We start from the raw sequence: 13,573 nt of genomic DNA, 5'->3' as shown, positions 1-13,573 counted from the left end.
ATACAAAATAAAATAAAATATACAAGGAGTGGTAGAAATGGCGTCCCTAAAGGGTCAAATAAGAGAAAAAATCAGCTCTTTTGAAAAGAAGATAGGCTATATTTTCAATGACAAGGAAAATATACAGGTAGCTCTTACACATTCTTCTTTTGCAAACGAGCACAAGGAATACAAATACAATGAAAGACTTGAATTTTTGGGTGACTCTGTACTAGGTTTAGTTGTGAGTGATTATTTATTCAGTGTCAGAACAGATTTGCCAGAAGGTCAGTTGACGAAGTTTAGGGCAAATGTGGTTTGTGAAGAATCCCTTAGTGTTGTAGCTAGAAAGTTGAACCTTGGTGAGTATTTATTACTTGGTAATGGAGAAAGACAATCAGGTGGTAGCGACAGAGATTCAATATTAGCAGATGCGACTGAAGCTGTTATAGCTGCAATTTATATAGATGGTGGTTTTGATAAGGCAAAAGAATTCATCATGTATAACCTAAGAGATGTAATAGCAAAGACTATTGATGGCAATATCTTCAGAGACTATAAAACTATATTACAGGAAGTAATCCAGAGCAAAAATGGAAGGATTTCTTATAGATTGGTTCAGGAAAAGGGACCTGACCATGACAAGGTATTTGAGATGGAAGTAAGGTCAGGCAATAAGGTACTTGGATTTGGTGTAGGCAAGAACAAGAAGGATGCAGAAAAAGAAGCTGCTAAAAACGCCCTAGAAAATATGGGAGAAGATATATAATGAAGAAAAAAATAATACCCATATTTGTACCCCACCAAGGTTGTCCCCATGACTGTATCTTCTGTAATCAGAAGAAGATAACAGGTCTGTCTACCTCTATGACAGATGAGGATGCAAGGGATATAATTATCGAGAGTCTAAAGACTATACCAGATGATGCTGAGGTTGAGATAGCATTTTTTGGTGGAAGCTTTACAGCAATAGATACTGACATACAAAGAAAATTGTTGTCAGTTGCCAAAGACTTCAAGGATATGGGCAAGGTAGATGACATAAGACTTTCTACACGTCCAGACTGTATAGATGACAGGGAACTTGACCTACTAAAAGAGTATGGTGTCACTATAATTGAGTTGGGTGTCCAGTCTATGAATGAGGATGTGCTTGTCAAGAGTATCAGAGGCCACCATAGGGATGTGGTATTTACAAGTGCCAAAATGATAAAGCTTGCAGGCTTTAAGCTAGGCCTACAGATGATGTTGGGTCTTCCGGGAGATTCAAAGGACAGGTGTATAAGCACTGCTAGGGACTTTGTTGATATTAAGCCAGATTTTGTCAGGATCTATCCTACCTTGGTTATCAAGGAGACAGGTCTTGAAGAAGAGTTAAAATCAGGAAGGTATAGACCATTTACTATAGAAGAATGTATAGATATTACCAAGAAATTGATGGTGATATTCTACCTAAATGATATTGGAGTTATAAGGGTAGGATTACAGGCAACTGAGGATATACAGCTTGGTCTAGACGTACTGGCAGGGCCATACCATCCAGCATTTAGAGAACTGGTTCGTTCAAGGATGGTCAGGGATTATTTAGATGATGTCATATCTAGAAGATATGAAGAAGAGGGGTACGATCCTAGTAAGGGTGATAATTGTAAGAGTTTTGAAAATGGCTATGTTAAAATAGACAAAAAAGACCTGCTTATCAAGGCTAACCCTAGGGACATATCCATGATAGTAGGAGATAAGAGATCAAATAGAGAATATATAAACACTAAATATATGACTAGGTTTAAGACTATGGCAGACAAGAACCTAGTAGATGAATTAGTAGTGATGATAGATGGTAAATTAGTTGATAGGATTACCTATAAAGATTTGTATATGAGGCTAGCAAAACTATACCAGTTGGGCTAGTGAAAGGAGATAGAATGTATTTAAAGAAGCTTGAGTTGAAGGGATTTAAGTCCTTTCCAATGAAAACAGATATATTCTTTGACAAGGGTGTTACGGCAATAGTAGGTCCTAATGGCAGTGGTAAGAGTAATATATCCGATGCTGTTAGGTGGGTCCTAGGTGAGCAGAGTATCAAGAGTCTTCGTGGTGAAAAAATGGAAGACGTGATCTTTTCAGGTACTGATTCCAAGAAGGCCATGAATTATTGTGAAGTTGCTATCACCCTAGATAATTCTAATGGTGAAATAGATATAGATTCAAACGAATTGGTCATCAAAAGAAAGGCCTACAGGACTGGTGAGTCTAATTTTTATATAAATGGTAAATCATGTAGACTAAAGGACATCAGGGAAATTCTGATGGACACAGGCATAGGCAAGGATGGCTACTCTATTATAGAACAGGGTAAGGTTGAAGATATACTAAGCAACAACCCAGCCAATAGGAGAAAAATATTTGATGAGGCTTGCGGTATAGCCAAGTATAGATATAAAAAGAATGAAGCAGAGAGAAACCTTAAAAAATCTAGTGAAAATCTAGAAAGGATAAATGATATATTTGAAGAGGTGGACAAGCAGTTGAAACCTCTTGAGAGACAGCAGGTAAAGGCCAAAAAGTACATAGTCCTAAGAGATGAATTAAAAATTCTTGAAATAAATGACTTTATAAACAAAAACAAGGGACTAGAAGAAGAAATTAGCCAATATACAGCTAAGATCCAGGAGATATCAAAAGAGATGGAAATCTTGGGTCAGGAAAAATTTGACCTTGAAGAAGACCTAGTTTCTCTATCTAAGGAGATTGACGAATTAGAAATCTTGTTAGACAAGATGGGTGAAGACAACATAGATATGAAAACAAAAATTTCATATAAGAAGTCAGAAATTCAGGTGTCTAAGGAAAAGGTCAAATTCCAAGAGGGTGAGATTGAAAGAAAGAAAAATGAAATTAAGCTCGCTGATAAAAAAATAGAAGTAGATAATATAGAGCTTGACAAGGTCCACAAGAGGGCTGATGAAAAGTCATATGAAATAGAGTCTATAGAAGAATCTATGGAAGATATCTTCAATCAGAAAATCAGGCTAGAAAAGGTGCTAGAAGACCTTGATAATAAGATAAATGATAACAAGTCAACATCAATATCCTTGTTAGAAAAAAGAGAAAATATATCTCAGGATTTTGCAAGGGTTGGTGCTAATATTGATAATATGAAGGCTAGGCTTGAGGATATAGGCATCCAAATAGATGACCTAAACAAGGAAATAGGACTAGATGACAAGGACATTGATTCAAAGAATCTAGAGCTTGAAGACCTATCTAAAGACCTAGACAAGATAACAAAGACTATATCTGAAAAGTCTTTAGAGTTAAAAGACAGAGAGTCTGATTATAGGGCAAGGATCAAGAGCCAGCAGGACCTAAATTACTCAATAGCAAGTTTAAGGAGTAAGCACAACACATATGTAGATATGGAAAACCACCACGAAGGATTTAACAGGGGTGTAAAAGAGGTCCTTAAAAACAAGAATATCAAGGGTATAAGAGGTGCTTTTGGAGAACTTGTAAGTGTTCCTCAAAAATATGAAAAGGCCATAGAGGCTTCTCTTGGTGCTGCAATACAGAATGTAGTAGTAGAAGATGAGGCCTCAGCAAAGACAGCCATTAACTACCTTAAAAAAAACAATTTAGGCAGGGTTACGTTTTTGCCTATGAATGTCATGAGGTCAAATAAGTTGAAATTTGATAGGGCCTATAAGACAGACTACATAGGTATATGCTCAGACCTTATCAAGTACAGCAAAGAGTATACAAGCCTAGTTGAAAACCTACTTGGTAGGGTTGTTCTTGTAGAGGATATAGACAAGGCAGTAGCCCTTGCTAGAGAAGCAGGACATAGGTTTAAGATAGTCACACTTGAAGGGGATATAGTAAATCCAGGTGGTGCTCTGACAGGTGGATCCCTAAAGGTCAATAGTAATATATTGTCCAGGAAGAGGATAATAAATGAACTAGACTTAGAAATAAAGTCTAAGGAAAAGGACAAATTGAACCTTGAAAATACAATAAGAGAATCTCATGAGTATATAGAGGACTTAGAAAAAGAGATAGAAGTCCTTAGAAATTCAAAATTAGGCAAAGATAGGTCAAGGATAGGTCTTGAAACAGAGTTGAAAATATTGACTGAATCTAAGTCTAATAAGAAAAAGAATATAGAATCATACAAGGAAGAATCAAGTAAAATAAGAGATTCTATTGAATCTAGTAAAAAGATATATGATGAGTGCCAAAATACACTTGAAAGCATATCCATTGAATCAAAGGACAATACATCAAATATAGAAGACCTTGTTCTTGAACACAAAAAGGCTAACCTAGAATTTGGTGAGGTGGTAAAGGTATATAACGAGAAGAACCTAGACCTAGTAAGGGAAAAGGAAGCCTTTAAAAACCTAATAGAAGAAATATCAAGAATCTCTAATGATATAGATGAATCCAAAGACAGGCAGAAAAAACTAGGAGACTCCATAGCTGAAAACGAAAATGAGCTAAACTTCCTAGACGAGCTGATAGAAAAGTATGAAAAAGAGCTCGTTCAAATGGAAGCTAACTTGGAAGAAATGTCCCAGACCATGGTTGAAAAAAGGTTGGAAAAAGACGACCTTAGGATTGGATATGATGAAAAGAAAAGACTTGCTAGGGAAAAGGATAGGTCATACAACAATTATAGGGAAGAAAACTTCAACTATGAGTCAAAACTTGATCGTGCTAGGGTTGCAAGTGACAACATACTTACAAATCTATATGAAAAGTATGACTTGACCTATGTTCAGGCTATGGACTACAGGGACCAGGAACTAGAAGTAGACCTTGCAAAGATAGAGAAACTTAAAAAGTCTATCAAAAACCTAGGAAATGTTAACCTAGACTCAATAGATGAGTACGAAGAGATAAAGGAACGTCATGAGTTTTACTCAAGTCAGAAGATAGACCTAGAAGAGTCAATAGAATCCCTAAACGGACTTATTGATGATCTAGTAGAAAAGATGAAGAAGGAATTTCTTGATAGCTTTAAAATAATAAATGACAACTTTAAAAAGGTATATAAGAGTCTATTTGAAGGTGGAAATGCTGACCTAAAGATCAGTGATTATGAAAATGTACTTTCTTGTGATATAGAGATTACAGCCCAGCCTCCTGGCAAAAAGATGAAGAACCTATCCCTACTATCAGGTGGAGAAAAGGCCATGACAGCTATCTGTATCCTATTTGCAATACTGATATCAAAGCCGACACCTTTCTGTATACTTGATGAAATAGAGGCCCCACTTGATGATGTCAATGTGTATAGGTTTGGAGCGTTTTTAAAAGACCTAAGTTCAGGTACCCAGTTTGTTGCAGTTACACACAGGAGGGGGACTATGGAGGTTGCTGACTATATTTATGGTATTACAATGCAGGAAAAAGGGGTATCATCTGTAATAAGTATTAGGCTAAATGAAGCTGAAAAGATGATAGAGTCATAGGAGGTAATATGTTTAAATTCTGGAAAAAGTCTGAAGACAAAGAGCTTGAAGAAATAGAAAAAGAAGAAATTCATAAAGAAGCCATAGAAAAGATAGAAGAACTTGAAGAAATTGTCAAGGAGGACCACCAAAGTTCTCAAAGAGATAATAGTGAAGAATTAGAAGTAGAAGAAGAACTGCAAGAAGAGGTTAAAAAGGGACTTTTTGCTCGTCTTATGGAGGGGTTATCCAAGACTAAGTCCAATATTATGGGCAGGGTAGATGATATACTAAATTCCTATACAAAGATAGACGAAGATCTTTTAGAAGAGCTTGAAGAAGTCCTAATAACTGCGGATGTTGGGCTTACAACTACTATGGATATCATAGACCAGTTGAGGGTCATGATTAAAAAGAGGGGGGTTACAGACCCACTTGAAGTAAGAGACCTATTAAAGGAGATAATATCTAACATACTTACAGAGGGCAATCCTAAGATAGAGATAGATCCTAGTCCCGCAGTCATAGTCATGGTAGGAGTAAATGGTGTAGGTAAGACTACAACTATAGGCAAACTAGCTCAAAAATATAAAAAAGACGGCAAAAAGGTAATGCTTGCTGCTGCTGATACATTTAGGGCAGCTGCTACTGAACAGCTTGATATATGGGCTACAAGGGTTGGAGTAGACATAATAAAGCACCACGAAGGAGCAGATCCAGGAGCTGTTATATTCGATGCTATAAAGGCATCACAGTCTAGAAAAGTAGACTTACTTATATGTGACACTGCAGGAAGACTCCATAACAAGGCCAATTTGATGAACGAGCTAGGCAAGATATTTAAGATAATAGATAGGGAATATCCAGAGGCTAAAAAGGAAGTACTATTAGTCGTAGATGCTACAACTGGTCAGAATGCTGTCAGCCAGGCCAAGACATTCAAAGAGGTTGCAGACATAACAGGCATAGTCCTTACCAAGCTAGACGGTACTGCCAAGGGTGGAGTAGTATTAGCTGTTAAGTCTGAGGTTGATGTGCCGGTCAAGCTAATAGGTGTAGGTGAAAAGGCAGAAGACCTACAGGTATTTGATGCCCAGTCATTTACAGACGCTATATTTGGATAGGATGTAAATTCAAGTGAAATTACTATTTGTATAGAACATAGGTGTAAGTGAAATTACTATTTGTATAGAACATAGGTTTAAGTGAAATTACTAAGAATATTTATTAAGTGTAAAGTATATTTTTGATATTGGCTTTTCAACAAGAAGTGTCAATGTTAAATACTTTACACTTTTTGCTTAAAAGTATTGACTTTTATCTATTGATGGGGTATCATATAACTTGTGTAAAGTGAAAGACCTTTACAGAAGGAGGACTAATGGATATACAGAAGATGGTTGAAATAGAAATATTGTACGCCCAGTACGGTCCTTTACTAACTGAAAAACAAAGAGATATTCTTTCCATGTATTATGAAGAGGATTATTCCCTAGGTGAGATAAGTAATATACTTGGCACTTCTAGGCAGTCGATATTTGACAGTTTGAGAAGATCGGAAAAATCTCTTAGAGATTATGAAGACAAGCTAGGTATGGCAAAGAAATTAAGTAAAATAGATGATAAAATAGATAAGTTGGCTGATATCATACAAAATGAACCTAAAGGTGATGATTGCCTTGGAGACAGAGGTCAGCTGATGGTATTAATTGACGAAATTAGGGAGTTGATATAATGATATTTGAAGGTCTATCAGAAAAGCTTCAAAACGCATTTGGCAAGCTGAGATCTAAGGGCAAGCTTACAGAAGAAGATGTAAAGCTAGCAATGAGAGAGGTCAAGATGGCCCTACTTGAAGCAGACGTAAACTTCAAGGTTGTCAAAGACTTTATAAAGGTAGTCCAAGAGCGTTGTATTGGCGAAGATGTAATGAAGAGTCTTACACCAGGACAGATGGTTGTTAAGATAGTTAATGAAGAGTTGACAGCACTGATGGGTGATGTCCAGTCCAAGATCAGTTTCTCAAGTAAATCTCCAACGGTAATAATGATGGTTGGTCTACAGGGTGCTGGTAAGACTACTACTTCAGGTAAGCTAGCAGGCTACCTAAAGGGACAGGGTAAGAATCCTTTATTGGTTGCAGGAGACGTATACAGGCCAGCAGCTATCAAGCAGTTGCAGGTTGTAGGCGAGAAGCTGGACATAGAAGTGTTCACACTTGGAGACAAGGTATCTCCAGTTGATATAGCAAAGGCTGCTCTAGAGCACGCCAACAAGAACAAGAATGATTTGGTAATCATAGATACTGCTGGTAGGCTCCATGTTGATGAAGTCTTGATGCAGGAATTGAAGGATATCAAGTCTGTGGCTAGACCACAAGAGATCCTATTGGTTGTAGATGCTATGACAGGACAGGATGCTGTAAACGTAGCAGAGAGCTTTGATACAGCCCTAGGAATTGATGGTGTTGTACTTACAAAGATGGATGGTGACACAAGAGGTGGAGCGGCCCTATCTATTAGAGCTGTAACTAAGAAGCCAATCAAGTTTGTAGGTATGGGAGAAAAACTAGACAATATAGAACCATTCTATCCAGATAGGATGGCATCTAGGATACTGGGAATGGGAGATGTTCTTACTCTTATTGAAAAGGCGCAGTCAAGCCTAGACATGGAAAAAGCCAAAGAGCTTGAAGCCAAAATGAGAAAGAACGAAATGGATTTTGAAGACTTCCTAAACCAGTTAGAACAAATCCAGAAGATAGGATCAATAGACAAAATCATGGATATGATTCCTGGTATGGGTGGAATGAAAGCCCAGATGGGAGATATGGAAAAGGGCAAGAAAGAGCTAAAAAAGACAAAGGCTATAATCCAGTCCATGACAGTAAAGGAACGTAGGAACCCATCTATATTAAATGCTTCAAGAAAAAAGAGAATTGCAAGAGGTAGTGCTACAACAGTAGCAGATGTAAATAGACTTATCAAGCAGTTCAACGAAATGAAGAAGATGATGAAGATGTTCCAGTCGGGCAATATGATGGGCAAGATGAAAAAAGGTGGTTTTCCAAAACTACCAAAGCTACCATTTTAGGTGCTTGTTAGTAGGCTAGTGTATATATTAGAGGCTAGGCATATAAATCTCGGTTAAAAATAAAAGAATGAGATAAAGGATAAGTTAAATTGATATAGTTCTTGGCTAGATAGCATGATTGAGAAATATATCTAAAATAAATAATAATTAATTAATAAAATTTGGAGGAATAACAATGGCAGTAAAGATCAGATTAAGAAGAATGGGAACACATAAGAGACCTTTTTACAGAGTAATAGTAGCAGATGCTAGATCACCAAGAAATGGTAGATTCATAGAAGAAATAGGATACTACAACCCACTAACTGAACCAAAGCAGGTTAAGATTGACGAAGAAAAGGCTATAAAGTGGTTAGCAACTGGTGCACAGCCAACAGAAGTTGTTAAGAAGCTTTTCGCTGCAAACGGAATAGCACTATCTAAATAATCCTTTTTAGGAGTTGATATTATGAAGGAGCTAATTGAAGGAATAGCAAAGGCTCTTGTTGATAACCCTGATAGTGTCGAAGTTGAGGAAATAGTGAATGGCAAGGATGTACTTTTAAAGCTGAAGGTAGAAGACTCAGAAATGGGAAAAGTAATCGGCAAAAAAGGTAGAATTGCTAAATCTATGAGAACCGTACTAAAGTCAGTATCAAACAAGAAGAAAGTAAATGCAAGTTTAGAAATTGTCGAGGATTAGGGTTACCTAATCCTTTTTCTAAATTACAATTACAGGTTATAAAAGGTTATTATATAATTAATGAGGAAAAGTTATGAGTAAAGATATAGAATATTTTAGAATAGGCAAGTTTGTTACAACTAGAGGTCTAAAGGGTGATCTTAAGGTATATTCATATACAGATAATATAGATAGGTTCAAAGAATTGGATTACTTCTATATAGGAAAAGATAGAACTAAAAAGTACCAGGTAGAAAAAACAAGTAAAATCAGCAATGACATGGTAGTTATAAAGATTAAAAGTTATGACACCATAGAATCTGTACAGGCCTTTATACAGAAAGACTTGTATGTAGATAGGTCAAATACTTATGAACTAGATGATGATGAAATGTTGATTGTAGACATGATAGGTATGAAGGTTGAAACAGTAGACGGAGAATATATAGGTGAGTTAAAAGAAGTTCTTCAATATTCAGCAAATGATGTATACATTGTAAAAGGAAGCGACAAGGAGTTTTTAATACCGGCAACATATGAAATAGTGCCGAAAATAGATAAGGAAGCTAGGATAATCAAGGTAAAGCCAATACCAGGACTACTTGATTAATTAAGCTATGTAAATAAAAGAAAAGAGGTGTGGGATATAAGAATAAATGTTATGACACTATTCCCTGATATGATATACTCTTATGTTGGTGAAAGTATTATAAAAAGAGCCGTTGAAAAAGAAATATTGGATATAAAGGCTTATAATATTAGGGACTATTCAGAAAATAAGCATAAAAAAGTTGACGATTATCCCTTTGGTGGAGGTGCAGGTATGGTCATGACTCCCCAGCCAATATACTCCACATATGAGAAGATAATGGAAGATATGGATGAGTTAGGTTTAAATTCTGATACAAACAAAAAAAGCAGACTCATATACCTATCTCCCAAGGGAAGGACTTTTGATCAGAATATGGCAAAAGAACTAGCTAGTGAAGAGAGTATAACATTTTTATGTGGCCACTACGAGGGAGTAGACCAAAGGATAATAGATTTGATTGTGACGGACGAGGTGTCTATAGGTGACTATGTTTTGACGGGGGGAGAACTTCCTGCGCTAGTGATGATAGATTCTATTGCAAGATTGATACCAGGTGTTCTTAACAAACAGGAGTCCTTTGAAGATGAGACATTTGAACATAATTTATTGGAATATCCACAGTACACAAGACCTAGGGAATTTATGGGATTGGAAGTACCACAAGTTGTAATTTCTGGAAACCATAAAAAGGTAGATGAGTGGAGATTGGAAGAATCTAAGAAGTTGACCAAGAAGAGAAGAAAAGACCTGTGGACTAGGTATTGCAAGGAAATAAATGTAAAAACTAATAAAAAGGATAAAATTTAAAGAGAAAGTTCAGAAATGTTAAGTGAGATATATAATATAATAAAGTATATATTCAGTTGGATATAAAGAAAAAAAGGTTATTGGATACAATACAGTTTTAAATAAGCTTGTTTTATTTATAATCATTTTCAAATAAGGTTTTAAATATAATGACTTGTATTATTATAAAATGTATGATACTATTACTGTAACAGGATAAGTATTTAGTCAGTTCTTTTTTAAGTATAAGTATTTTGCTTAGGAGGTAATGGTTATGAAAAAAAATTTAATTTTATGTGTAACAGTATTGTTGTTTTCTTTTCTGCTTCTAGGAAAGGCATATGGGGTAGAGCGTTTAAGTGATGATGAAAGGGCACAGTTTTCATTATCTGAGGATTTCAAAAATATAGATGGAGTTTTACGTGATGAAATTCTCGATAAGGCTAACGCAACATTGAATTCTATGGGAATAAAAGTTAACGGTGATGAAGAGAAAGTATTTATGGTTGAAAATAATGATGGATCTCCTGAAAAATATTTTAAGGTTATATACAACGGAAATTCGTTTATATCACTTACAGAAAATGGAGAATTATTGGGGTGTGATACACTGGATTATAGTGCACCCAAGCAAGGTATTCAAGTGCGTACCAGAAGTGTCATCAGCCCTGTTTTAGATCGTATGGATGAAATGATAACTTCTAAGGGGTATATTAATACAATTAAGAAAAATTATTATAATGGTACTATATATTATAAATACGATAAAGTTTTGAGTAGGGGTGTTGTTAACAAATACGATAATTACGTTTTTATATATGATCCTAACTCAGATAATATTGTCACTTTATTTAGAAATAAAGAAGAGCTTGAGTATAAAGAACCAATGGTTAGTATGCACGTTGCTCAAGAAGCTGCTCTCGATTATGCTGAAAAAGATAAAATTACATATACTTTAAATGACGTTGAGACAAGTTTGGGTGCTTATAAAAAATCAAGTGGTGAGGTTGTTTTGGCATATATAACAATTTTGAGTGATGGAACTAAAATAGTTTTGAGTCCACAAGATTCAAGCGTAGTTGAAGTAGATTATTCGAAAGCTACTATTAAGGGCAAGTCTATTGCGTACAAAGGTTTTAGATTTGCAGAGCAGTCAGCACAATTAGCTGAGGATGGCTTAAGGAGACTTGGGTATGTGATGTTACCTAAATATATTACAAGTGGAGAAATAGGAGATACTATCATAAATTCTATAACTACTGCAGGATTTAGGGGGCTTTACATAGATTGTCACGGTAGTACAGAGGCACTTTCTACTGATACGAATGAAATAACAGCAAGTTATTTACAGAAGAGATATCCCAATTTAGGTCTTAGATTCGCGTTTTTGGATGCGTGCAGTACAGGTGCTAATAATAATTGGGCTAATACGTTTCATATCAGTAGCAAAGCGGGTGCATTTATAGGTTGGGATAGAAGGGTAGGTGTAAATGAGGCATATGATTTCTGTAGATACTTTTGGAATGAGGCAAATGGTAAAAAACCAATCTTGAAAGCTGTTCAAGCCGCTGAAATGAGGGCTTCGACAAATGCGAGACCAGTTTTTATTGGAAATAATACATTCTATGGTAATGCTAATTAATTGGAGGTGTTATAATGAATTACAAAAAATCACTAGCCCTAGCTATGGTGTCAACGCTAACTTTAACGAGTAGTTCTCTTGTTTTTGCAGAAAGTGACTTATCTAGCGAGATGTCTAAAATGGTTGATGCATCATCTACCATAAAATACGGTCCCAATAAGGGACAGAGATATGTGCTAGGTGATGATATGATAAGGGAAAGCCTATCTAAGTTTATTTCAAACATAAAAATAAAGAAAATATCAAACGATAGGTTGAAATGTTTACCAGAGTTTTGTATTGAGGGACAAGGTTTTTCTATAGGTTTCTATTATAAGCTAGCAAATGAGAAGGAAAATATAGGTGTATTGGAAAAGTTTAATAAAGACAGCAATAAAAATGAATACTATGTTTTTTATACCGAAGAAAGTATGATTGAACCTATAATGGAAATACTTAATAAAGATGAAAGTGTAAGTATAGACACTAGTAGAAATTTTTGGCAGCTTGAATCACAAAAAACGAGAATAGATACTGCGATTATGATATCACAGGCTTCTTTTGCTAGGGCTAAGATAGCTGTACTCGTTGGAGAAAATAGCATAGCAGATTCACTTTCAGCGGCTGGTTTGGCAGGTGATGTGGATGGACCAATATTATTGTCAGCTAAAGACAAATTGGATGAAAATCTTTTAAAGGAATTAGAGCGTTTACACGTTGAGCAAATAGCCATATGTTCAGGTGATGAAGTGATTTCATCTAAAGTCAGAGATGAACTGACGGTTAAAGGTTTTAAAATTCGTGATTATGCTGGTAAAAACAGGTATGAAACATCCAATAATATTGCAAGATCTATGAAGATTTCTGGTGAATACATAATATGTAGTGGAGAAAATTTCAATGATGTTCCGTCTATATCACAGTATTCATACGAAAGAAAACTACCTCTGTTGTTGACTAGGTACGATAAATTACCGATTGAAATTGACAAACGATTGAAAAAAGGTGATAAGTGTCTATTAGTCGGAGGAGCTTTAACTATTTCTCCAGAGGTTGTCAAAGTACTTGAAAAGAAAGGTATAATTAATACCAGGTTGGCTGGTAAAAACAGGTTTGATACTTCTAAGGTTATACTAGATAACTTATACAAGGGAACGACATCGCGACTTGCTATTACTGATAAGGACCCTATTATTGGTATTGCCACTGCACCAATGAGCGTAAAATACAAGAAACCATTATTGATACAAAGGACGAATATTAATGGTTATGCAAAGGACAATATGGACAAGGGGCATTTAGCATTTATAATAAAGTAAGATAAAAGTTTGAATAAGATGTAAAATTTAAAAAACAGGATTAGAAAAGGGGATTACTTTACGTAGTCC

General features: G+C 35.6%; 12 protein-coding genes. All 12 read left to right on the top strand.

The features are described 5' to 3' along the window. Positions 1-37: 37 nt before the first annotated feature. The 12 genes from rnc (at position 38) to HMPREF0631_RS08835 (ending at position 13,504) form a co-directional block, all read left to right on the top strand. Positions 38-748 carry a ribonuclease III gene (gene rnc / locus HMPREF0631_RS08890; RefSeq protein ID WP_002844566.1) on the top strand — a complete coding sequence of 237 codons (711 nt, stop codon included), beginning with the start codon at positions 38-40 and terminating at the stop codon, positions 746-748. Further along, positions 748-1,890, top strand: coding sequence for an elongator complex protein 3 (locus HMPREF0631_RS08885; protein WP_002844574.1), 1,143 nt, complete (start codon positions 748-750; stop codon positions 1,888-1,890). The genes rnc and HMPREF0631_RS08885 overlap by 1 nt, the downstream gene beginning before the upstream one ends. Before the next feature lie 14 nt (positions 1,891-1,904). Beyond that, the gene (gene smc / locus HMPREF0631_RS08880) at positions 1,905-5,453 is read left to right on the top strand and encodes a chromosome segregation protein SMC (RefSeq protein WP_002844567.1); all 3,549 of its coding nucleotides are present in this window, start codon (positions 1,905-1,907) and stop codon (positions 5,451-5,453) included. 8 nt (positions 5,454-5,461) lie between these two features. Further along, on the top strand, positions 5,462-6,556 hold the full coding sequence (ftsY, locus tag HMPREF0631_RS08875; RefSeq protein WP_002844563.1) for a signal recognition particle-docking protein FtsY: 1,095 nt from the start codon (positions 5,462-5,464) through the stop codon (positions 6,554-6,556). Between the two features lie 257 nt (positions 6,557-6,813). Next, on the top strand, positions 6,814-7,167 hold the full coding sequence (ylxM, locus tag HMPREF0631_RS08870; RefSeq protein WP_002844569.1) for a YlxM family DNA-binding protein: 354 nt from the start codon (positions 6,814-6,816) through the stop codon (positions 7,165-7,167). Further along, positions 7,167-8,525, top strand: a complete 1,359-nt coding sequence (gene ffh / locus HMPREF0631_RS08865; RefSeq protein WP_002844568.1) for a signal recognition particle protein — start codon at positions 7,167-7,169, stop codon at positions 8,523-8,525. Before ylxM ends, ffh begins: the two co-directional genes overlap by 1 nt. Before the next feature lie 175 nt (positions 8,526-8,700). Further along, a complete protein-coding gene (rpsP, locus tag HMPREF0631_RS08860; RefSeq protein WP_002844564.1) occupies positions 8,701-8,952 on the top strand; it encodes a 30S ribosomal protein S16 in 252 nt (83 codons plus the stop codon). A gap of 21 nt (positions 8,953-8,973) precedes the next feature. Continuing rightward, positions 8,974-9,207 carry a KH domain-containing protein gene (locus tag HMPREF0631_RS08855; RefSeq protein ID WP_002844573.1) on the top strand — a complete coding sequence of 78 codons (234 nt, stop codon included), beginning with the start codon at positions 8,974-8,976 and terminating at the stop codon, positions 9,205-9,207. A 73-nt stretch (positions 9,208-9,280) separates the two neighbouring features. Further along, positions 9,281-9,796 (top strand): ribosome maturation factor RimM, encoded by a 516-nt coding sequence (gene rimM / locus HMPREF0631_RS08850; protein ID WP_002844570.1) that lies wholly within the window; start codon positions 9,281-9,283, stop codon positions 9,794-9,796. Between the two features lie 36 nt (positions 9,797-9,832). Continuing rightward, the gene (trmD, locus tag HMPREF0631_RS08845; protein WP_242821671.1) at positions 9,833-10,585 is read left to right on the top strand and encodes a tRNA (guanosine(37)-N1)-methyltransferase TrmD; all 753 of its coding nucleotides are present in this window, start codon (positions 9,833-9,835) and stop codon (positions 10,583-10,585) included. A gap of 253 nt (positions 10,586-10,838) precedes the next feature. Further along, the gene (locus HMPREF0631_RS08840; RefSeq protein ID WP_002844572.1) at positions 10,839-12,206 is read left to right on the top strand and encodes a hypothetical protein; all 1,368 of its coding nucleotides are present in this window, start codon (positions 10,839-10,841) and stop codon (positions 12,204-12,206) included. 14 nt (positions 12,207-12,220) lie between these two features. Next, the gene (locus tag HMPREF0631_RS08835; RefSeq protein ID WP_002844575.1) at positions 12,221-13,504 is read left to right on the top strand and encodes a cell wall-binding repeat-containing protein; all 1,284 of its coding nucleotides are present in this window, start codon (positions 12,221-12,223) and stop codon (positions 13,502-13,504) included. Positions 13,505-13,573 lie beyond the last annotated feature (69 nt).

This window comes from Peptostreptococcus anaerobius 653-L (genome assembly GCF_000178095.1).
GTDB lineage: Bacteria > Bacillota > Clostridia > Peptostreptococcales > Peptostreptococcaceae > Peptostreptococcus > Peptostreptococcus anaerobius.
Note: the sequence above shows the minus strand (reverse complement) of the source record. Positions and strands in the feature narration are given on the sequence as shown.